Origin of the sequence: Methylobacterium sp. Leaf111 (assembly GCF_001423285.1) — a bacterium.
GTDB lineage: Bacteria > Pseudomonadota > Alphaproteobacteria > Rhizobiales > Beijerinckiaceae > Methylobacterium.
Genome location: NZ_LMNE01000017.1, coordinates 1 through 20,230, shown reverse-complemented (window position 1 = coordinate 20,230; position 20,230 = coordinate 1). Strand labels below are relative to the sequence as shown.

Annotated in this window: 21 protein-coding genes, 1 tRNA gene and 1 pseudogene; 12 read left to right on the top strand and 11 right to left on the bottom strand. The window is 65.6% G+C overall.

Annotation, left to right across the window (positions count from 1 at the left end; genetic code table 11):
- The first annotated feature begins 12 nt into the window (after nucleotides 1–12).
- Nucleotides 13–555, top strand: coding sequence for a ferritin-like domain-containing protein (locus ASF41_RS11790; protein WP_056493451.1), 543 nt, complete (start codon nucleotides 13–15; stop codon nucleotides 553–555).
- A 22-nt stretch (nucleotides 556–577) separates the two neighbouring features.
- Here ASF41_RS11790 and ASF41_RS11785 read toward each other — a convergent pair whose 3' ends face one another.
- Entirely contained in the window at nucleotides 578–1,003 is a 426-nt protein-coding gene (locus tag ASF41_RS11785; protein ID WP_056215912.1) for a flagellar assembly protein FliX, read from the bottom strand.
- 307 nt (nucleotides 1,004–1,310) lie between these two features.
- On the opposite strand from ASF41_RS11785, the gene ASF41_RS11780 reads away from it, so the two are divergent.
- Genes ASF41_RS11780 through ASF41_RS11770 form a run of 3 tightly spaced genes read left to right on the top strand, consistent with a single transcriptional unit; the run spans nucleotide 1,311 to nucleotide 3,279 of the window.
- Nucleotides 1,311–2,384, top strand: a complete 1,074-nt coding sequence (locus tag ASF41_RS11780) for a flagellar basal body P-ring protein FlgI (protein WP_244479637.1) — start codon at nucleotides 1,311–1,313, stop codon at nucleotides 2,382–2,384.
- A 45-nt stretch (nucleotides 2,385–2,429) separates the two neighbouring features.
- Complete coding sequence (locus ASF41_RS11775) at nucleotides 2,430–2,807, top strand: rod-binding protein (RefSeq protein WP_056215917.1); 378 nt, start codon at nucleotides 2,430–2,432, stop codon at nucleotides 2,805–2,807.
- On the top strand, nucleotides 2,791–3,279 hold the full coding sequence (locus ASF41_RS11770) for a hypothetical protein (RefSeq protein ID WP_056380043.1): 489 nt from the start codon (nucleotides 2,791–2,793) through the stop codon (nucleotides 3,277–3,279). The genes ASF41_RS11775 and ASF41_RS11770 overlap by 17 nt, the downstream gene beginning before the upstream one ends.
- Before the next feature lie 40 nt (nucleotides 3,280–3,319).
- Here ASF41_RS11770 and ASF41_RS11765 read toward each other — a convergent pair whose 3' ends face one another.
- The 4 genes from ASF41_RS11765 to ASF41_RS11750 form a co-directional block, all read right to left on the bottom strand.
- Nucleotides 3,320–3,643, bottom strand: a complete 324-nt coding sequence (locus ASF41_RS11765) for a porin (RefSeq protein WP_156653272.1) — start codon at nucleotides 3,641–3,643, stop codon at nucleotides 3,320–3,322.
- Nucleotides 3,644–3,712: 69 nt separating this feature from the next.
- The gene (locus ASF41_RS11760; protein ID WP_056493445.1) at nucleotides 3,713–5,527 is read right to left on the bottom strand and encodes a hypothetical protein; all 1,815 of its coding nucleotides are present in this window, start codon (nucleotides 5,525–5,527) and stop codon (nucleotides 3,713–3,715) included.
- Nucleotides 5,528–5,583: 56 nt separating this feature from the next.
- The gene (gene flgK, locus ASF41_RS11755; protein WP_056215928.1) at nucleotides 5,584–7,461 is read right to left on the bottom strand and encodes a flagellar hook-associated protein FlgK; all 1,878 of its coding nucleotides are present in this window, start codon (nucleotides 7,459–7,461) and stop codon (nucleotides 5,584–5,586) included.
- A 46-nt stretch (nucleotides 7,462–7,507) separates the two neighbouring features.
- Complete coding sequence (locus ASF41_RS11750) at nucleotides 7,508–8,902, bottom strand: flagellar hook protein FlgE (protein WP_056493442.1); 1,395 nt, start codon at nucleotides 8,900–8,902, stop codon at nucleotides 7,508–7,510.
- A gap of 252 nt (nucleotides 8,903–9,154) precedes the next feature.
- On the opposite strand from ASF41_RS11750, the gene ASF41_RS11745 reads away from it, so the two are divergent.
- On the top strand, nucleotides 9,155–9,622 hold the full coding sequence (locus ASF41_RS11745; protein WP_056274034.1) for a BLUF domain-containing protein: 468 nt from the start codon (nucleotides 9,155–9,157) through the stop codon (nucleotides 9,620–9,622).
- A 55-nt stretch (nucleotides 9,623–9,677) separates the two neighbouring features.
- The gene (locus ASF41_RS11740; RefSeq protein WP_056215936.1) at nucleotides 9,678–10,130 is read left to right on the top strand and encodes a response regulator; all 453 of its coding nucleotides are present in this window, start codon (nucleotides 9,678–9,680) and stop codon (nucleotides 10,128–10,130) included.
- A 15-nt stretch (nucleotides 10,131–10,145) separates the two neighbouring features.
- Here ASF41_RS11740 and ASF41_RS11735 read toward each other — a convergent pair whose 3' ends face one another.
- The 3 genes from ASF41_RS11735 to ASF41_RS11725 form a co-directional block, all read right to left on the bottom strand.
- On the bottom strand, nucleotides 10,146–10,937 hold the full coding sequence (locus tag ASF41_RS11735) for a DUF2189 domain-containing protein (RefSeq protein ID WP_056493439.1): 792 nt from the start codon (nucleotides 10,935–10,937) through the stop codon (nucleotides 10,146–10,148).
- Between the two features lie 240 nt (nucleotides 10,938–11,177).
- Entirely contained in the window at nucleotides 11,178–12,797 is a 1,620-nt protein-coding gene (locus ASF41_RS11730) for a peptide chain release factor 3 (RefSeq protein ID WP_056493436.1), read from the bottom strand.
- A 102-nt stretch (nucleotides 12,798–12,899) separates the two neighbouring features.
- Entirely contained in the window at nucleotides 12,900–13,652 is a 753-nt protein-coding gene (locus ASF41_RS11725) for an SDR family oxidoreductase (RefSeq protein ID WP_056493433.1), read from the bottom strand.
- 100 nt (nucleotides 13,653–13,752) lie between these two features.
- Here ASF41_RS11725 and ASF41_RS11720 point away from each other — a divergent pair.
- Both ASF41_RS11720 and ASF41_RS11715 read left to right on the top strand, forming a co-directional pair.
- Nucleotides 13,753–13,827, top strand: a tRNA-Gln gene (locus tag ASF41_RS11720).
- Between the two features lie 191 nt (nucleotides 13,828–14,018).
- Nucleotides 14,019–14,393, top strand: a complete 375-nt coding sequence (locus tag ASF41_RS11715) for a hypothetical protein (protein ID WP_056493430.1) — start codon at nucleotides 14,019–14,021, stop codon at nucleotides 14,391–14,393.
- A gap of 55 nt (nucleotides 14,394–14,448) precedes the next feature.
- Here ASF41_RS11715 and ASF41_RS23720 read toward each other — a convergent pair whose 3' ends face one another.
- The 3 genes and pseudogenes from ASF41_RS23720 to ASF41_RS11710 form a co-directional block, all read right to left on the bottom strand.
- Complete coding sequence (locus tag ASF41_RS23720; protein WP_082504306.1) at nucleotides 14,449–14,907, bottom strand: NUDIX domain-containing protein; 459 nt, start codon at nucleotides 14,905–14,907, stop codon at nucleotides 14,449–14,451.
- A 235-nt stretch (nucleotides 14,908–15,142) separates the two neighbouring features.
- Nucleotides 15,143–15,373 (bottom strand): annotated as a pseudogene (locus tag ASF41_RS23715) (transposase); the annotation flags it as partial.
- Nucleotides 15,355–15,492, bottom strand: a complete 138-nt coding sequence (locus ASF41_RS11710) for a hypothetical protein (RefSeq protein WP_156394135.1) — start codon at nucleotides 15,490–15,492, stop codon at nucleotides 15,355–15,357. The pseudogene ASF41_RS23715 and the gene ASF41_RS11710, both read right to left, overlap by 19 nt.
- A 184-nt stretch (nucleotides 15,493–15,676) precedes the next feature.
- Here ASF41_RS11710 and ASF41_RS11705 point away from each other — a divergent pair, with 184 nt between their 5' ends.
- The 4 genes from ASF41_RS11705 to ASF41_RS11690 are packed head-to-tail and all read left to right on the top strand — an operon-like array spanning nucleotide 15,677 to nucleotide 20,053.
- Nucleotides 15,677–16,093 (top strand): FdtA/QdtA family cupin domain-containing protein, encoded by a 417-nt coding sequence (locus ASF41_RS11705; protein ID WP_056493427.1) that lies wholly within the window; start codon nucleotides 15,677–15,679, stop codon nucleotides 16,091–16,093.
- Nucleotides 16,090–17,193 carry a DegT/DnrJ/EryC1/StrS aminotransferase family protein gene (locus ASF41_RS11700; protein WP_056493425.1) on the top strand — a complete coding sequence of 368 codons (1,104 nt, stop codon included), beginning with the start codon at nucleotides 16,090–16,092 and terminating at the stop codon, nucleotides 17,191–17,193. The genes ASF41_RS11705 and ASF41_RS11700 overlap by 4 nt, the downstream gene beginning before the upstream one ends.
- The gene (locus tag ASF41_RS11695) at nucleotides 17,190–17,846 is read left to right on the top strand and encodes an acetyltransferase (protein WP_056493421.1); all 657 of its coding nucleotides are present in this window, start codon (nucleotides 17,190–17,192) and stop codon (nucleotides 17,844–17,846) included. The genes ASF41_RS11700 and ASF41_RS11695 overlap by 4 nt, the downstream gene beginning before the upstream one ends.
- The gene (locus ASF41_RS11690) at nucleotides 17,843–20,053 is read left to right on the top strand and encodes a glycosyltransferase (protein ID WP_056493418.1); all 2,211 of its coding nucleotides are present in this window, start codon (nucleotides 17,843–17,845) and stop codon (nucleotides 20,051–20,053) included. Before ASF41_RS11695 ends, ASF41_RS11690 begins: the two co-directional genes overlap by 4 nt.
- Nucleotides 20,054–20,230: the final 177 nt, after the last annotated feature.

The following is a 20,230-nucleotide window of genomic DNA, read 5'->3' as shown; positions in this document are numbered from 1 at the left end:
GGAGATCGCCCCATGGCAGCCAAGGCCAAAACCCTGCACGACGCGTTCTACGAGACCCTCAAGGACGTCTACTACGCCGAGAAGCAATCCGTCCGAGCCCTGAAGAAGTCCGCCAAGGCGGCCGAGCACGCGGAGCTTCGCAGCGCGTTCGAGACTCACGCGGAGGAGAGTGCCGAGCAGGTGGAGCGGCTCCAGCAGGTCTTCGAGATCATTGGCAAGCCGGCCCGCGCCAAGACCTGCGAGGCGATGCAGGGCATTACCTCCGAGATGGAGGAGGATCTCGAGGATTTCGGCGATAGCCCAGCCGCCGATGCGGTGCTGGCTGCCTGTGCCCAGGCCGTCGAGCATTACGAGATCGCCCGCTACGGCACCCTGAAGACCTGGGCACGCCAGCTTGGCTACGAGGATGCCGCCAAGCTCCTGGAACAGACCCTCGAGGAGGAGAAGAAGACCGACGCCCTGCTGAGCCAGATCGCCGAGCGGATCAACACCGAGGGCAGCGAAGTCGCCGCCGGATCGGACGACACGCCGCGCGCCAAGAAGACGAGGGCCTGAGGTCGGCTCCGGCCCCCGCGCCTCAGGCGGCGCGGGCGGCGGACAGCTTGGCGAGTTCGACCGCGGCCCGCAGCTCGATCTCGGCGATCAATCCATCGAGACGGGGGTCGCCGCTGGTGCCGCTGCGCTCCGACAGGCGGGCCGCGATGGCCTGTAGATCGCGCGTCGAGACGCGGCCCATGATCAGGGAGGCCTTCAGCCGGTCGAGCCCATCGAGCAGGTCGTTGCCACGCTGGGTCGACCGGCGCCGGCGCTCCTCCGGCGTATCGGTGTTGCTCTGAAGCGTGAGGATGGCATCGAGGCCGGCGAGCGATGCCGCGGCGGTGGCGCCCGGCCCGCCCGCGTTCGTCGCCGGGTTGGCGACGGCGAAGGCGGGCGCGCCCTCGCTCCGGCGCGGTGCCGCGCTCGGGCCGGTGCTGGCAGTGACGAAGCGGGTGTCGACGCGCATGAGGTGAGACCGATCGGGGCGATGGTCCGCCCGGCGCCGGCAGAATCCGGCAAGCGTGGTTAACCGGTCGTAAATGACCCGGCAGAACGTGCCGGGTCGGCATGAAGCGTCCGGGACCTTTGCCCGGCCGGCGCCGGTATTGCCAGAGAATATCGTTCAAATACAACGCTTTGGCACAAGCGTTCGGTTGGCATGGTCCTGGCAGACTGGACAGGACCTTCCCGTCGCAAAGTGCGCCATGACCGACACTCCGAACGGCCCCACCCGAATCCGGCGCTTCGCCCTCTGCCTTCTGGCAGGGTGGGCGATGCTGGTCGGCCAGGCGGTCCCCGCCCTCGCCCTGTCGCGGGTCAAGGACCTCGCCAGCGTGGAGGGCGTGCGCCAGAATCAGCTCGTGGGCTACGGCATCGTGGTCGGGCTCAACGGCACCGGCGACACCCTGAACAACATCCCGTTCACGAAGCAGTCCCTCCAGGCGATGCTGGAGCGCCTCGGCGTGAACACCCGCGGCGCTACCATGCGCACCCAGAACCTCGCGGCCGTGATGGTGACCGCGAGCCTGCCGCCCTTCGCCACCCAGGGCAACCGCATCGACATCACCGTCTCGTCCCTCGGCGACGCCAAGTCCCTCCAGGGCGGCACCCTCCTGGTCACGCCGCTGCTGGGCGCCGACGGCGAGGTCTACGCCCTGGCGCAGGGCTCGGTGGCCATCGCGGGCTTCTCGGCCGAAGGCGACGCCGCCAAGATCACCCGCGGCGTTCCCACGAACGGGCGGGTGCCGAACGGCGCGATGATCGAGCGCGAGATGGCGTTCAAGATGAACGACATGCGCTCGCTGCGCCTGTCCCTGCGCAATCCCGACTTCACCACCTCGAAGCGCATCGCCGCTGCGATTAACGACTTCATGGGCGCCGATACCGCCGAACCCACCGATCCCGCCACGGTGACCCTGCAGATCCCTGCCCGCTACACCGGCAACATGATCCGGCTCGTGACCGAGATCGAGCAGCTGAAGGTCGAGCCCGACCAGACCGCCCGGGTCGTCGTCGACGAGCGTTCGGGCATCATCGTGATGGGCCGCGACGTGCGGGTCTCCACCGTGGCGATCGCACAGGGCAACCTCACCGTCACCATCACCGAACAGCCGCAGGTGAGCCAGCCTGCTCCCCTCTCCAGCGGCACCACCACGGTGGTGCCGCGCACCGGCGTCAAGGTCGACACGGGCGACGGCAACAAGCTCGCCCTGGTCAAGGAGGGCGTGACCCTGCGCGAACTCGTCGACGGCCTCAACGCCCTGGGCGTCGGCCCTCGCGACCTCATCTCGATCCTGCAGGCGATCAAGGCCGCGGGCGCCCTCCAGGCCGATATCGAGGTGATGTGATGCCTCTCGCCGCCCTCTCCCAACTCCAGCCGGAGACCTGAACCCATGCTGTTCGCGCCCCTCGCCGCCAGTGCCGCCCTCGGGGTCGGCAAGGCCATCGTCGGCGACATCGCCAAGACCGTTCAGAGCGCGGTCGGCGGGAGCGCCGGTAGCACCGCGAAGTCGGCCGCCGAGGCCAAGGCCAAGAAGGCCTCGACCGACTTCGAATCGATGTTCCTAGAGCAGTCCCTCGACCGCCTGTCGCAATCCGAGGGTACCGACGGTCCGCTCGGCGACAACGGCACCGGGGGTGGCGTCTACCGGTCGATGCTCACCAAGGAATACGCCGGCCAGATCGTGAAGAGCGGTGGCGTCGGTATTGCCGACCAGGTGTTCCGCGAGATGATGAAAATGCAGGAGGGTGCCGGTGCAAAGGTCAGCTGACGTTCCGGCGCCCCGCGTGTCGGACCGGGCCGGGGCGACGGCCCTGGTCGCCGGGGTGATCGCGAGCCTCGAAGCGCTTGAGGGCGTGCTCGCCCGCGAGAGCGACCACATCCGCGTCGGCCGCCTGCGGGAGGGCCTCGCCGAGAACGAGCGCAAGTCGGCCCTGGCGGCCGCCTATTTCCAGGGCCTCGAGGCGACGAAGGCTAACGCCATCGCCCTCGCGCGCTTCGCGCCGGAGGGGATCGCCACCCTCAAGGCGGCCCATGCCCGCTTCGCCCATGCCCTGGAGACCAACCAGGCCGTGCTGGCGACGGCTCGAACCGTGTCGGAAGGCCTCGTGAAGACCCTGGCGGACGAGATCGGGCGCACCCGCACGCCCACCGTCTATGGCCGCCCGTCCCAGGGCCCCTCCCCCTATGGCCGCAGCGGGGTCGCGCGAAGCCAGCCGCTGGTGCTGTCGCGCAGCCTCTGAATAACAGGACGCGCGGCGGGACGCCTGTCCGCGGGGCGCGTCAGGGACGCCCGTGACCCATGCGGACGAAGGCACGCACCGGCCCGAACTCGGATTCGCTGCGCGTGTCGATCGAAAGCTGCCCCGCCGTGACCGGCGCGGCGCAGTGGCTGCCGACGTCGATGCCACCGACGGCGCGGCCGCTGAGGCGGATGCAGGTGGGTGAGCCCGGCACGCGGACGAAGCCCGCACCCTGTTTCGGGCAGGGCAGAAGTTTCTCCCCCTGAACCTGTGGTCGGAGACGCTCCGCCGCGCCGGCTCCCACCGAGAGGCCGGGCACGATCAGCATCGCCATGGCCAGCACGGTAGGCATCCTGGGGGTCATGACCGGGCTCCCGCATTCGCTCCGGCCCCTGGGTTAAGCCATCCCGTCCGCCGGACCAACTCGCCGATCTCAGCTGAGATAGTTCACTAAGTTCAGCTTCGAGAGCATCGAGGTGACCTGGTAGCTCGCCTGGAGCTGCGTCTGCAACTGCAGGAGCTGCGCCGTCACGTCCTCCGCCGAGATGTTCTCGACGCCGTCGAGCGAGCCCTGAAGGGCGTTGCGGTTGGTCCGGTTTTCCATCTTGGTGTCCGAGAGGGTGCTGGCGGCGAGGCCGAGATCGCTGGCGATGCCCGGAACGCCCCCCGTGGTGTTGTTCGAGACGAGCAGGGTGCCGGCGTGGTCGGCGAGCGCGCTGAAGCGTTGGGCCTCCGGCGTCCCGCTGACTGCCGTCGTTCCCGCATCGGCCGCGATCATGGCGAGACCGGCGAGCACCTTCCGGATCGGAGCTTCGTTCGCCTGCACGCCGATGTTCAGGACCCGGTTCGCCCCGATCTGCGCCGTGGCCGTGGCGCGTGGATCCGACGAGGTGTCGTCGCCCGTGTACCAGATCACGGTCTTGGTGCTGGCCGCTTCGGCGTAGCCGTTGCCGTCGGTGCTGATGCGCCGCGGTGCGAGGCCGGCGGATTGCGACCCGGCGAAGAAATCCTGTGCCGCTCGGGACGCCGAGCTCGCCGCGAGGCTGGTGGAAGCCGTACCCTTCAGGGCATTGGTGACGGCCTGCGAGAGACTGTTCGCAACAGCCTGTGGGCCGCCTGCCAGGGAGAACTCGGTGGTGGAGGTCGGATCGGCGTTGGGGCTGGCCGTCAGGGTCAGGGTCTGGGTCGTGCCGTCGCGCATGGCAACGCTGACCGTCACGGTGTCGCCCGCGACGGGTGTTCCATTGACGCCAAGCGTCAGCGACGCCGGCGTGCCGGTTCCGAAATTGGCTTGCACACCGAGATCGGTGGGGCCCTGGATGCTCGCGACCGGCGAGGGTGCGAAGCGAGTGTTGAGGTAGGTCTGCGCCTCGGCCGCCGTGGCGAAGACCGGCATGGTGTCTGTCGCGCCCGCCGACGAGGACGCCTTCGCGGTGAGATCGACGAAGCTCTGCGTTCCGTCCGGCTGATTGATCGCGATCCGAAGGCGATCCCCCTCGGCCGGCGGCTTCGCCAGGGTGAACGTCACCGGCGGAGCCGTCGCGGCGGTGGTAGCGCTGGCGGCGATCGCCGTCGTGTTGGAACTCGTCGCCGAGAGGAGCCGAAAACCGAAATTGGCCCGCGTCTCGGTTCCGGCGGCCCCGGTCCCGTCCTCGCTGATCGTCACGGTGTTGGCCGGCGTCCCGGTCACGGAACTACTGACCCGGCCAGATCCGGTCGGCAGACCGAGGTCCGCGGTCTTCTGCTCCGATATCAGGGTCTTCAGGCCGGCGAGGCCCTTGGCGACGTCGCCGTTCAGCATCGTGTCGGTGGCGGCGACCGGGGGCGAGTCGGTGGCGCGACCGCCGAAGATGTATTGGCCCGCGAGATCGACGTTCAGGGCATCGACCGCCGCGTCCAGGCTGTTGCGCGCGGCCTGCGGTGTGTTGGCGATCGTCGAGCTGTTGCTGGCGGTCAGCGAGCGCCGCATCCCGTCGCCGAGGGTGTTGATCTGCGTCACGCTCGCGTTGGCGAGGGTGACACGGGTCGTCGCGTTCGTGATCACCGCGTCGTAGCCGTCGAGGGCGCTGAGGGCCGCGTGCGCGCTCAGGCTGGTCGTCCGCCCCGTGCCGAGACTGCCATAGGTCGTGCCGACCTTGCCGCTGGAGAGCTGGTTCGTCAGCGTATCGAGGCGACTCTTCAGGCCGACGAGGTTGGCCGTGTTGCGGTCGCCCAGATAGGTGCTGGCATTGAACGGAGCGATGCTCATCGGTGCCTCGGAAGTGGGCGGGGTCTCGGTCGGGCTCGGCACATGGGGGCTCGGCCTCAGATCCGCAGGAGGGTGTCGAGGAGGTCGCGGGCGGCGGTGAGCACCCGCGCATTGGCGCTGTAAGCGGTCTGGAGCTGCACGAGCTTCGACATCTCCTCGTCGATGCTCACGCCGGAGACGGAGGCGACGCGGGACTGGGCGGTCGCCAGCGCGATGCCCTGCCCTTCGTCGAGGTCCTGCGCGGAGGCCGCTCCCGCCCCTTGGGCGTCGATGATCCGCTGGGCGAAATCCTGGACGCTCGCGGTGTAGGGCGCCGCGACGCCGCCGATTCCGCTGGCTGCCGCGAAAGTTCGGCTTGCACCGGTGAGGGCCTGGTACAGGTACTGGGGCCGCGACGCATCCGACGCCAGGGTCTTGGACGAGAGGGTCACGAGGTTAGCGGTGTTGCTGACCACCGCTTGGTTCACGCTGATCCGCTGCGCGAAACCCGTCAGCTGCGAACCGCCGTCGAAGGAGCCGGTGTAGAGCGTGCCCTTCTTGTTTCCGTCGACGAAGAGCGGAATCTGTGCGGCGCCGCTCTGGAAATCGTTCGGGTCTTTCAGTTGCGTGACGCTGGCGCTGACGCCGAGGAGCGTCGGCGCCCCACTCGATGGATCGGTGAGGATGCGCAGGCCGCCGGTGCCGGCGCTCGGCTGGCTGGTGACGCTGAAGCTCGCCCCGAGGGCCGTCTGGATGGCGTCGCGCAGCCCGGCATTGGTCCCCGTCAGCTTGATCGGAAGGATCGATGCCGTCGGGTCGTTGATATCCGCGCGATCGATTTTCGGCTCAGAGTCCGAGGTGTAGGGGAGGAGGACGAGGTTGCGCTGTGTGCCGGCGGCGTCGCGCACGCTCACCGTCACGGCATTACCGGCCTTCAGTCCGGCGAGGTCGATATCCAAGGCCCCCGTCGTCCCGTCGGTGGGCGGAGTACCCACCGCGCTGCGATCCGACAGGGAGCGCGAGAGCCCAGCCGCCAGTTCGTCGAGCTGGCGCTGCGCCTGCGGCAGGACCGAGTCGCGCAGCTCGATTCCGGCGGCGAGCGAGCCGGAGCGAATCGCCTGGGTGGCGATCAGGTCGATCTTGGAGCCGCCGGGCGTCGTCGCGGTGATCGTTCCGACCCCCCGGGTCGCCGCGTTGTCCGTGTATTCCGAGTCGGGCGAGAGCGTGCCGCGTCCGTCGAAGCTGAGAATCGCCGCGGCGCCACGATCGACGAGGGTCATGCCCGACGTGGTGATGACCGTCAGGGTGCCGTCCCGCTGGTCGACGGTCTGGATGTCCAGGAAGGCGGACAGGCCGGTCACGGCCTGGTCGCGCTGGTCGAGCAGGCTGGCGCGGGCCCCCTCGTCGGTGGTGCCCGTGATCTGCGTGTTCAGCTTGGCGATGGAGGCGAGGTACGCACTCGCCTTCGCCGTGTCGCTGCCGAGCTGGCTCTCGGTCGCCGAGCGCAGGTCCTGGACGCCCTGCGCGATCGTGCCGATGGTGGAGGCGAGGTTCGCGGCCTTTGTGACGACCGTGGCACGGGCAGGTGCGGAGGTCGGATCGCTGGCGAGGGCTTGCAGCGACTGGGCGAAGTCGTTCATTACGCCGTCCAGGGCCGTGGACGCGCCGGGGGTCCCGTAGAGCTGATCGAGCTGCGTCCGAACCGCGGAGAGGGAGCCGGTATAGGCGGCACCCGAGGTCTCCATGCGCAGTTGCCGGAGGGAGGCCGCATCGAGGGCCCGGCCGATCGTGCCGACCGAGACGCCGGAATTGCCAACGCCCGTCGAGACGGTGTCGAGGGTGCGCTTCGTGTACCCGACCGTGCCGACATTGGCGATGTTCTGCGAGACGACCCCGATCGCGGCCTGGGTCGCCTTCAGCCCGGCGGAGGCGGTGTTGATGGCGTTGAAGCTCACGAAGCCCCTCCCCTCGGTGTCGGATCGCGTCCGGTGTCAGGCGTCCTCAGCGGATGATGTTGATCAACGCGGACATCATGTCCTGGGCGGTCGAGATAACCTTCGTATTGGCGGAATATGCCTGTTGGGTTACGATCATCTTAGAAAACTCGCCCGCAATGTCGGTATTCGACTGCTCCACGTTGCTGCCGACGACGGTGGTTCCGTTCAGTCCGACGAGGGCCGTGCCGGACTCGAGGGTCTGCTGATAGGTGCCGTTCGAATTCGCCTTCAGGCCGTCCGAGTTGGTGAACTGCACCACCTTGATGTTCGCCAGCGCGATGGTGTTGCCGTTGCTGTAGGTACCGGAGACCTTGCCGTCGGTTGTGATGCTGAGGCCGGTGAGTGTCCCCGAGGTGTAGCCGTCCTGAGTCTGGGTATTTGTCGTCACGGTGCCGCCGGCCGAGGTGTAGGCCGTCAGGCCGCCGCTGCCGTAATTGAGCTGAACGTTGCCCAGATTAACGTCGCCGACCGTGAGAGCAGGAATGGTCACCGCGTTGGAGGCTGGCGAAATCAGCTGACCGCTGCTGTTGAACTGGAAATCCGTACCGGCATTGACCCAGGACGTTCCGGAATCCGACACGGTGCTCTTGTCGGCATAGTACAGATTCCAGATATCGTTGGTCGCCGGGGTCGCCCCGTTGGCCGCTGCGCCGTTCTGAACTTTCGCCCACCGCATCTGGATGCCGACTGGTCCACCGCTCGGCGTGTAGGCGGTGAGTGCCGGCCCAGCGATGCTGGTTGCAACGAATTTCTGTATGTCTGCCGGATCGGAGATTTTGACCTGCGCGCCCGTCGAACTCGCTCTCCACGCGGAATCGCCGATGAGTTCCGAGTTCGGCTTGTTGGCGTCCGCGGCGGATGTCGCTGGCGTCTTGGGCAGGTTGGCCGAGTAGGTGATCGTTGTGGTGGCGTGCGCCGGTATGATCGAATTCGAAACCTTGATCGGTCCTTCTCCGGTCGCTTGTCCGGTCAGCGGGTCTAGACTGCTGCCCTTGAGATAGGCGCCCCCGCCGTTGACGAGGTACCCGTCCTTGTCCAGAGCGAAGTCGCCGCGTCGCGTATAGGAATCGCCGGTCGCGAAGTTTGACTGGCCGTTGGCGTCGCCGGACTTGGTGGCCACGGCGAAGAAGCCCTCCCCGTTCAACGCCATGTTCGTGCCGATGTCGGTGGCGTTCAGGTTGCCCTGCACCGTCGTGGTCTGGCGAGAATTCGCCGCGACCGATCCGGCGACCTGCCGGCTCGGCGTCTGCTGCTCGGCGACTAGGTCGACGAAGCTCGTATCGACCCGCTTGAATCCGGTCGTCTGGGAATTCGCGATGTTGCCCGAGATGTTGTCGAGCGAGAACGCCTGCGCCTTGAGGCCGGAAACGGCCGTCTGCATCGCGGTGAAGACATCCATGGCCGAAAACCTTGCGTCACGGTGGTAATGCCGTCGCGTTCCCGCACAGCTTCAGCCTCATCGAGCAATCAGCATGCCAAGGGCAAGTCGTTGATTATTCGTCGATATCCGTGACCGGTACCCGGCAGGAATCGTACTTTGCTTCGTCCGATCGGCAGCTTTTGCCGGGTCAACGGTCGCAGGTGCGGTCGTTTACGCGCCGTTATCGTCGTCGCGTCTAAGGTCGCCGGAACAAGGTGGTGGATCGAAATCATGAGAGCCAAACGGTCGACCCTCGTCCATCTGATCTACTTCTCGCGACTCAACCTCGCGGCGGACGCGGCGACGCGCACCCGGCAGATCGGCGAGATCACGCGGCAGGCGCAGAAGAAGAACGAGTTTTCGGTGATCACCAGCTTCCTGCTCATCGAGCAGAACTTCGCTGCGCAGGTCATCGAGGGCGAGCGGGCTTCGGTGAGCGAGACCTTTGCCCGGATCAGCAACGATTCGCGGCATCGTGACGTGCAGATCGTGGAATGGCGCGAGATCCTGAAACGTGAGTTCGTGAACTCCTTCACCACGGGGATCCGGAGTCCGGTCAACGACGCGATCTTCCAGAAGGCCAACCTGCTCCCGATGTTCCAGCGCGGAACGCCGAAGGGCATCGCGATCCATGCCCTCGCGGCGACCCTTCAGGCGGAGTCGATGACGAAGCAGGGTATCGACCACCTCTTCGTCTGATGCTGCGGTTGCGTGGCGCGCCGTCGTCGCCCCGTCCTCAAACCCGTGAAATTCTATGAGCGATACGCCCGCGATCCTCATCGTCGATGATCAGGAGAAGTTGCTCAAGCTGGTCATCCTGCTGATGAATCGGCTTGGCTTTCCCGATGTCGAGGGCGTGACCGATGCGGTCACGGCCCTCGAGCGCATGCGGGAGCGCCGCTACGCGCTCGTGATCTCCGATCTCGACATGGAGCCGATGGACGGCCTCTCGTTCCTGCGGGAGATCCGGGCGGACGACGCCCTGATGAACACGCCGTTCCTGCTGACGGAAGCCTCGTTCGACTTCGAGGACATCAATCTCGCTCACCAGGCCGGGGCCGACGCCTTCATCCTCAAGCCCTTCGACATGTCGGTGCTGAAGGCCAAGCTGAAGCAGGTCATCAATCGCAAGCCGCGCCGGCGCGAGGCGCCGCTGGCCACCGAATCGGCCCTGAGCATCGACTTCCCGATGTTGGGAAAGTTCTGAGGCCGACCGTCGGTCTCAGGCGGGGATGACCCGCCTGTAGAGGTGCCAGGTCGCATGACCGAGAATCGGCATCACCACCGCGAGGCCGACGAAGAGTGGCAGCGACCCGAGGATGAGCAGGCCGGCCACGATGAAGCCCCAGGCCGTCAGGGTCCGCGGATTGCGCCGGAAGGCGGCGAGCGAAGTTTCGATCGCGGTTAGCATGTCCACGTCCCGGTCCACGAGCATCGGCACCGAGACCACGCTGAGCGCGAGGACCACGAGGGAGAAGGCGAAACCCACGAGATTGCCGATGACGATCAGGGCCCAGCCCCGCGGGGTGGTAAGCACGTCCTGAGCGAAGGCAAAGATCGAATCCGGTACGCTCGTTCCGTAGAGCGCCCAGTAGATCCCCTGCGCCGCCACCAGCCAGCAGGCGAAGACCACCGCCAGCAGCAGTCCGAGCCCGGCGAGGGCGCCCGCAGCCGGACGTGTCAGGTTGGCGAAGGCGTAGGCCCAGTCGGTGGACAGGCCCTTCTCGCGGCGGCGGCTCAGTTCGTAGAGGCCGATCGCCGCGAAGGGGCCGATCAGGGCGAAACCCGCCGCCAGGGGAAAGACCAGGGGCAGGACCTCGGTGCCGAAGGCGGCGGTGGCCAGCACGATGCCGACGAGGGGATAAATCAGCCCGATGAAGAGGGCGTGGGTCGGCATCGCCAGGAAATCGTCGACGCCGCGGCGCAGCGCCATCGAGAGGTCGTGCCCGTCGATGGCATTCACCACCGGGCGGGCCATGCTGTGGCCGAGATCGTGAACCGGAAGGGTCGTCATGGCTCAAGCCCTCACGCAGGGAGGATGCCCACGACGTCGGCGTCCGAGCCTGTCTCGGCAAGACAAAAGCCCTTCCGGACCCAATCCCGCCGCGCATGCCCGTGCGTGCTTGCGCCGAGAGCGACTACCCTCGACGCTAATCCCTTTCGGCGGTCTTGTCTTCAGCCGCGCGGATATGTGAGCGAAGATTTTCGGATACTGTCTGCCGCAGCGCGAAAGCTTGGCGCTGGGCGGCCTGTGTCAGGCCGAGCGCTTCTGATAGTCCTTGATGTCGCTGAAGTGGACCTCCGGGGCGCGCTCCTCCTCGTAGCGCAGGGAGAAGGCCGTCGTGGCCATGAAGACCGGGGCCCCATCGAGGTCGCTCGCCATGGCGGAGCCGTGGCTGCCGATGAACTTGTCGAGTTCGGACTCCTTCTCGGCGGTGATCCAGCGGCAGATCGAGAACCGGGTCGGCTCGTAGTCGATCGGCAAGCCGTACTCCGCCTGAAGACGCTCCTTCAGCACGTCGAGCTGCAGGGCGCCCACGACGCCGACGATAGCCTGGGAGCCGTCATGCGGGCGGAAGACCTGCACGACGCCTTCCTCGCCCATCTGCTGCAGCGCCTCCTTCAGCTTCTTGGCCTTCATGGCGTCGGTGAGCTTGATCCGGCGCAGGATCTCGGGTGCGAAGCTCGGCACGCCGCGGAAGACGATCTCCTCGCCCTCCGTCAGGGTGTCCCCGATGCGCAGGGTTCCGTGGTTCGGGATGCCGACGACGTCGCCGGCGAAGGCCTCATCGGCGATGGCCCGGTCCTGGGCGAAGAAGAATTGGGGGGCCGAGAGCGACATCGGCTTGCCGGTGCGCACCAGCTTGGCCTTCATGCCCCGGTTCAGGCGCCCCGAGCAGACCCGCATGAAGGCGATGCGATCGCGGTGGTTCGGATCCATGTTCGCCTGGATCTTGAACACGAAGCCCGTCATCTTCGGTTCGGTCGGCTCTACGAGGCGCTTGTCGGCATCCTGGCCGCGCGGTGGCGGTGCGAAGCGGGCAAGCCCGTCGATCAGGTCGCGCACCCCGAAATTGCGCAGGGCCGAGCCGAAGAACACCGGCGTCAGGTGGCCCTCGCGGAACGCCGCGAGGTCGAAGCGCTTCAGTCCGGTTTCGGCGAGCTCCGCCTCCTCCCGCCAGGTCGCGGCCTCACCGTCCTCGGTCAGCAGCTGGTCGAAGAGCGGATCGTCGACGCCCGTCACCGCCACAGTCCCGGCATCGTCCGCCGCGTCGAGGCGGCGCACCCGGCCGTTGCCGAGGTCGTAGGTGCCGGCGAAGCTTCGCCCGCGACCGATCGGCCAGGTCACCGGCGCCACGTCGAGGGCGAGCACCTTCTCGATCTCGTCGAGGAGCTCGAAGGGGTCGCGCGCCTCGCGGTCGAGCTTGTTGATGAAGGTGACGATGGGGATGTCGCGCAGGCGGCAGACTTCGAACAGCTTGCGGGTACGCGCCTCGATGCCCTTGGCGGCATCGATCACCATCACGGCCGAATCGACCGCCGTCAGGGTGCGGTAGGTGTCCTCGGAGAAGTCCTCGTGGCCTGGGGTGTCGAGGAGGTTGAAGACGCAGTCGCCGTATTCGAAGGTCATCACCGAGGTGACGACGGAGATGCCGCGCTCCTTCTCGATGCCCATCCAGTCCGAGCGGGTCGAGACCCGGTTGCGCTTGGCCTTGACCTCGCCGGCGAGCTGGATCGCGCCGCCGAACAGCAGCAGCTTCTCGGTGAGCGTGGTCTTGCCGGCATCCGGGTGCGAGATGATCGCGAAGGTGCGGCGGCGGGCGACGGGGTCGGCCTTCGCCTCCGGCGGCTTGATCTCAGACGGCATCAGCATGGCGGGCAAAAATTTCCGGGTCCGCCGTGGGCGGCACTGCATTCGCGACGGATAAGCGACGAAGGGGTGTTCTGTAGGCGTTTCGGACGCGATGCGCAAAACTCAGCCGCGTCCGAGATAGGGCATGGCGGTGGCCATCACGGTGAGGAACGGGACGTTGGCCGAGAGCGGCAGGCCCGCCATGTAGACCACGGCGTCGGCGACATGCCGCACATCCATCACGGGCTCGGGGCGAATGCTGCCATCCGCCTGCCGGGCGCCCTTCGCGATCCCTGCCGTCATCTCCGTCTCGGCATTGCCGACGTCGATCTGCCCGCAGGCGATGTCGTAGGGGCGTCCGTCCAGGGCCGTCGCCTTGGTCAGGCCGGTGATCGCGTGCTTGGTGGCCGCGTAGGGCGCCGAATGCGGCCGCGGCGCCTGCGCGGCGATGGAGCCGTTGTTGATGATGCGCCCGCCCCGAGGATCCTGCGCCTTCATCATCCGGAAGGCACCTTGCGTGCACAGGAACGCACCGGTGAGGTTCACGTCGACCGAGCGTCGCCAGTCGTCGAGGGCGACCGTGTCGATCGCCGCCGCGGGCGTGAACACCCCGGCATTGTTGAACAGCAGGTCGAGCCGCCCGAACCGCTCGCCCACCCGGGCGAACAGCCGCGCCACCGAATCCGCGTCCGCCACGTCCGTTTCTACCGCCTCCGCGGCCACGCCGGCCGCCCGCGCCGTTCCGGCCACTGCCTCCAGAGGGGCCAAGCGCCGCCCGGCCAGGGCAAGATCATAGCCGGCCACGGCCAGCGCCAGGGCCACGCTCCGTCCGATCCCCGACCCTGCCCCCGTCACCACCGCGATCCGCCCGCTCATGTCCCAACGCCTCCCGCTGAACCCGCGAGAGCCATAAGCGTCCCCTCCCCCTGTTGCCAGCACCCGATACTGCGTCTAGACACCTCTCCGCCGAGCGCGATGGGGCGTCGCCAAGTGGTAAGGCAGCGGTTTTTGGTACCGCCATTCCCAGGTTCGAATCCTGGCGCCCCAGCCAAACTTTCCTTGTATTTCAGAGGGATGGCTTTTCGGACTTCTCGGACAAACCAGAACAGACCGTGTTTTTGGGACGCACAAGAGTCGGCACAGTCGGCCGAGGCGTACGAAACGGTGCCTGTGACCCTCCGGCCATAGGCTTGCGGAACCACCTCCCCTATCCCGTCCGGCCAGCCCCAACTGCCGGATCCTATGCCAGCCTCACCGAAGCTCGTCCCCGCCGACCCAGTGCTCTGGCGCAAGGCCTTCCTCGACCTGCGCCCCAGCGTCTCGCCCTGCCCAGGCCTGACCGGTCCGAATTGGGTCGCCATGCACGAGGCCGCGATCGACTTCCTCGACCGACACGCCGAGCAAGCGGTGGCGCTCGGATGGACGACCCTGGATCTGTTTGGCGTCCACTCTCAGGCCGGCACCATCCGGCCGGACTTCTGTGGTGCCATGGTCCTCAGCGGCGAAAAGGTGTCGTCCGTGCTCGCCGACCGGATCGTGTTCGAGCGAACCACCCACAGGCGGGACAAGCCGGGCCGGCCCAGCGGCGCGGTGCCGCTCTGGACGTTCGGCCGGTGATGGATCCTGTCGGCTCTTCCATAGCGAATCGGTCGCTCGATTGGAGCGGACAGGATCAGCCGTCTGATGACCGCTGAAGGCCCGCTGCCAGGAGGCACCGCCGAACGTATGGGTGGAAATCGCCGGCAATTGCATCCGTCCAAATGTGGCGAGCATGATGGTTGTCGAGCTTCACTCGAATGTCTCGCTCTTTAGGGAACAAGAAAAAGCATGTGTTGATACTGTGGACAGCGATACCATCCGGGCCATCATCGAAAATTGTTTCCGCTGTATGAATTATCGGCCCAACGTTGGAATCGATCCCTACTTCTTCAATCGCCTTCCTGCTTGCGGCGTCCCTCATAAGCTCCCCTTTGTGAACTCTTCCGCCGGGCAGCCACATCTGCCCTTTGGCGGGAGCATCCATCCGTTCGACGAGCAAAATGCGCCCTTCCGAAACGATGGCGATGTCTACACAAGCAATTGGGATGTTTAAGAGAATTTGACGATATATCTCAAATGGGATCCATTTCACGGGGTCACCTCGGAATGGCCTTATGCATTCGATACTACAGAACTTACCTCGCAATTTAATCGACTATTGCTGCATCAGGTTTCAGACGATTTGCGCAAACGAAGAGGAATCGTCGGAATTCCGGTTTTTACGTTAACGGCGTGCGTTGTTGGACTCTCGGTCGTTTCCGGAGCTCACCTCAGGAGCGGCGCAGTGCCGCCCTGATCGGCCCCCATGCGGTGGTCCAAGGGTAAAGTTAGTGCGCGGTAGGCCGCTTCACCACGGGTAGCTTGGCCGGCGCAGCTGGTCGGGCGAGCGCAGACGGCCAAGCGGAGAACGCTGGCACGAACACCTCCGGTGCCGGGGGCCGGTATCCCAGCGATGCATGTGGGCGCACAGTGTTGTAGTGACGCCTCCAGCTTTCGATCACGATCTGCGCCTCCTTGAGTGTGTAGAAGATCTCGCCATTCAGGAGTTCGTCGCGTACGTCACCGAACTCACGCCGAGCGCGCGGATTGCATCGGCCACGCTCTGGCCCTGTGAGATCAGCACATCCGCCTGCCGCAACTTGGCAACGATCTCCTCAGGTTTCGGGTGCTTTGCCATCTCGTCCGTCCTCCAGGTTCAAAAGCCATACCAAAGGGCGGACCACTTCAATGGGGGCGGATCAACGCGTCTGCTCACATATTGCCAAATTGTCCCGAGTTACACGGGACGATTAGGTGTTTGTCAAACCGATTATAAGTATTTAAAAGAGGGTACAAGAGCTTAATTTTCAGATAAATATTCCATGTTGAGATACATCGAAGGCGTACATCTCCTTCATCATCAGGTGCATGTCGATCCCCGCGGGACGCTCGTTGCGCTTGAACAATTCAAGAGCCTACCGTTCGCCCCTAAACGCGTGTTCTTCATGACGATCGAGGCGCCGGGGAGCATCCGCGGCGGCCACGCCAACTCCTGCGACGAGTTTCTCGTCGTTCTGAAAGGCTCCTTACTTGTCGAGGTAGACAATGGGAATGAGTGTGTCGGCGTTCGCCTTGAGCGCTACGACCAAGGACTGTGGATCCGCGCCGGCATCCTAATCCACCTGCGCGAGTTTGAGGCCGGCACGATCATGCTCGTCTGCGCCTCCGAATTATACGAGAATACTCAGCACTACGACCGCGCACGGCCGGACTTGTTCATCGCGGATTGCCACGCATGACTATTCCGCAGGCGGCGCCTCCGCGACGTATCGCCCGCTTCCGGGAGGAGATCGACCGCGCGGTCGCCTCCGTCCTCGGCGGCAGCACCTACATCCTGGGGCAGGCGGTGGCAGATTTCGAGGCGGCCTTCGCAGCTAGCGCCGGGCTGCCGCACGGGATCGGCGTCGCATCCGGCACGGAGGCGCTGGCACTCGCCCTCCGCGCCCTCGGTATCGGCCCCGGCGACGAGGTCATCGCGCCGGCACTCACCTTCGCGGGGACGGCCCAGGCGATCCTCCATTGCGGCGCGCTACCCCACTTCGTCGACGTCGACCCAGTCACACGCTGCATCGACCCAGCTGCGGTCTCCGCCGCAATTGGCCCGCGCACGGCCGCGATCCTACCCGTACACCTGTTTGGCCACCCAGCTGATATGCCGGCCCTGATGGCGATCGCCGAGCGGAGTGGCCTCGCCGTGATTGAGGATTGCGCGCAGAGCCACGGTGCTCATCTCGATGGACGACCGCTCGGTAGCTTCGGGCATGCTGCCGCCTACTCCTTCTACCCGACGAAAAACCTTGGCTGCGTTGGCGACGGCGGCGCGATCCTAACCCGCGACGCCGCCCTCGGCGATCGGCTGCGAGCCCTGCGTCAGTACGGCTTCTCGGGTCCCGAGCGCGTATGCGGGAGCCTCGGCTTCAACTCGCGCCTCGACGAGATCCAGGCCGCGATCCTGCTCGCACTGCTGCCGCATCTCGATGCCGGGAACGCCGAACGCTGCGCCATAGCTGTGCGCTACCGGGAGAGCTTGAGCTTACCCGGCCTTGCCCTTCCGTCAGACGTGTCCGGCAGTGTCTATCACCAGTTCACCGTCACCCATCCTGAGCGCGATCGGCTAATGCGGCATCTTGCTAAGGCCGGCATCGGCACCGCCGTGCACTACGCTCCTGGCCTACATCGACATCCGGCCTTCCAGGAAGCCGCCGCTGGCGCCCTGCCTGTCACGGATGCGCTCGCCGCGACCCTTCTCAGCCTGCCAATCCAGCCCGAGATCGCCGTCGAGGCGCCGGAGGCGGTCTCAGACGCGCTTCGCACCTTCGCGTCTGAGGCCCGAGCATGACGCGTATTGTCCTGTACGGCATTGGCTCCCCCGTCGTGGCGGACGTGGAAGAAAGCCTACATCGCGCTGGATTTGCGCTCGCCGCTGGCATCCGAAACCGGCCAGCCAAGAGCTATCTCTCAGAAGAAGCTCATGAAGTAGCTCTTCAAGAAGCGGGAGATGACCTCCGTGCCTTGCCCTACCTTGTACCGCTGTTCACCCCCGCTCACCGCCAGCAAGCGGCGCGCGAGGCGTCAGAGGCCAAGTTCTGCCACCCGTTCCGCCTAGTCGACCCGAGTGTTGCAGCCCCACGCCGACTCGACCTCGGGCGGGGCTGCTACGTCAACGCAGGCTGCAGCCTCGGGGCGGSGAGCCGCTTCGGCGCCTTCGTTTTCGTCAACCGCGGGGCGAGCATCGGCCATCACGCCGTTCTCGGTGACTTCGTCTCAATCGGACCAGGCGTCGTCCTGGCAGGCCATGTCACGATGGGTCGGGGCAGCGTCGCCGGCACTGGCGCCACCATCCTTCCGGAACGGACGATTGGAGCAAACGCCGTCGTGGGCGGCGGGGCGGTGGTCACGCGGGATGTGCCGGAGGGCTGCCTCGTCCTTGGTAATCCGGCCCGCATCGTGCGCCGCGACATCGGCGGCTACCAGGGTCTAGCCGTGACATGACGAAGCCTGTCGTCCACCTCTACACAGTCTGCTGGAACGAGGCCGACATGCTTGGCTTCTTTTTCCGCCACTACGACAGCTTCGTCGACCGCTACGTCGTGTACGATGACGGCTCAACGGACGGCTCCCGCGAGATCCTAGCGGCGCACCCGAAGGTAGAGCTACGCGACTTCGCTCGCGTCGAAGCGGGATCCTTCGTGCTCTCCCTTAAGGCCATGCAGGACGAGGCTTGGAAGGAGAGTCGGGGCGTGGCCGACTGGGTGGTCGTCACGGCGATCGACGAGCACCTGCACGTGCCGGGTCGAGCCATGGCGGATTACCTCGCAGAACAGGCCGATTGCGGCGTGACACTAATTCCAGCGTTGGGCTTCGACCTCAACCACAAGGAAATGCTGGACGATGCTGGGCTACTGACCGAGCGGGTCACGCGTGGACGATCCCGCGCTGCGTTTAACAAACTCAGTCTGTTCAAGCCTGAGGCGCTACATGAGACTGGGTTCGGCCCGGGGCGTCACGCCGCCGAGCCGCAGGGCGATCTACTACTGCCCGCTCACGATGCGATGGTGCTCTGGCACTACAAGCATCTCGGCTTCGAGCGGAACGCCGCCCGTGAGGCGGACCAAGCCGAGCGGCTCGGGCACATCGACGTCGCCCAAGGCTTCGGCCGGCATTATCTCTGGGGCCAAGAGCGGCTGCGCACCTTCTGGGACGAAATGGAGTACAGCTCTGTCGACCTCACCAGAGTGAAGCCGAGCGAGGTTTGCGTCCGACCACTTTGGTGGGAGGAGCGAGAGCTGCCGCGGGCCGACCATGCGCTGCTCCCTTTACTCGCGCCGGCCGCGCCCGCTGTGGCCCCGACCGTTTCGGTGCTGATCAAGGCTTACAATCACGCTTCCTACGTCCGGCAGACCATCGAAAGCGTGTTGGCGCAGTCTTTCCAGGACTTCGAGATCGTTGTCACCGACGACGGCTCAACGGATGGGACGGTCGAAATCCTACGCAGCTTCACGGATCCTCGTATTCGCCTCGAATGCTGGCCCCAGAACCGGGGCATCTCGACAGCGATGAACGCCACGATCGCCCGAGCGCGCGGGCGCTATCTAGCAATCCTAAACTCGGACGACTGGGCGCTGCCGGGCCGGCTTCTCCGACAGGTCGCCTTCCTCGACGCCAACCCAGAGGTCTCCCTCGTCTTTGGCATGCCGCGGCCGGTAAATGAGGAAGGGTTGCCGACAGAAGCATTCAACGATTTCACCGTGCCGCTGCGGTTCACGGACTTCTCCCGGCGCACGTGGCTGCGTTTCTTCTTCCACGGCAACATCTTGTGCGCACCGACCGCTATGATCCGGCGGGAAGCCTATGCAGCAGCTGGCTCCTATGACCCGCGTCTGACGAACCTCCAAGACTTCGATATGTGGATCCGGATGTTGGTAGCTGGCCACAGCATCCACGTTCTTCCGGACCGCCTGACTGCGTTCCGGATCCGCGCAAATAACGCCAACGCGAGCGCACCGAGCCCAGAGGCCCGGCTACGAGCGACTTATGAAAGTAGTAAAATTCTGCGCCATTTCGCGGCGTTCAGCGAAGAGTTGTTTGCGGAGGTGTTCGACGCAGAGGCTGACGTCCTAGAGGACGAGCCCGTACCCCTGCGCGTCGCCGAAATCGCCCGGCGCGTAGCACGGGTGGACCATCAAAACTTTGCTCTCAACACGATGTTTGATCTGGCGAGCGAGCCGGAGCACATGAGCCGGCTCCGTGAATGGGGCGGTAGTATCGATGCGCTGAACTTCCGCGAGGTCGAGACGCGCGCGGCCTCCATCGCCGAACTTACCCAGGCGCGGGATGCAATCAGAAGAGAATTAACCGAAACTTCCCGTATTCAAGTGCAGCAAGCCAGCTTTATCACCGAACTCATGCAAGAGCGGGAAGCACTAATCGAAGAGTTAAACGAAACCTCCCGGATCCAAGCGCGCGACGCGCAAAAGATGGTTGAGATGGGCGAGGAACTTGCCCGTCGAGAGCAGACGGTGGCGCACTTCAATGCACTGTGCAGTTCGTTGGAAGCGACCATGCAGGACCTGAAATTTCATCTCAACGCAACGCTGGCCTCGCGGGAGCGAATGCGAGCCTCATTATCCTGGCGCTCGACCGCCTTTCTGCGCTGGATGGGACGGCTTCGCCGCCAGACCGCGCCCAAGCGAAGCTAAAACCGCTCTACGAAGCAAATCCGTTCAAACATCTTCGTGCATTCTACTGTCTGGCAACGCCTTCTCGAAAACGCTTTACTGTCTGTCGTCAGATGATTTGGGACATTCAGCGGTGTTCAGGAGCGGAGGCTCTGGTCCATCTGGGGTGAGAGGTTAGGCAGCCTGCGCGTGATGGCG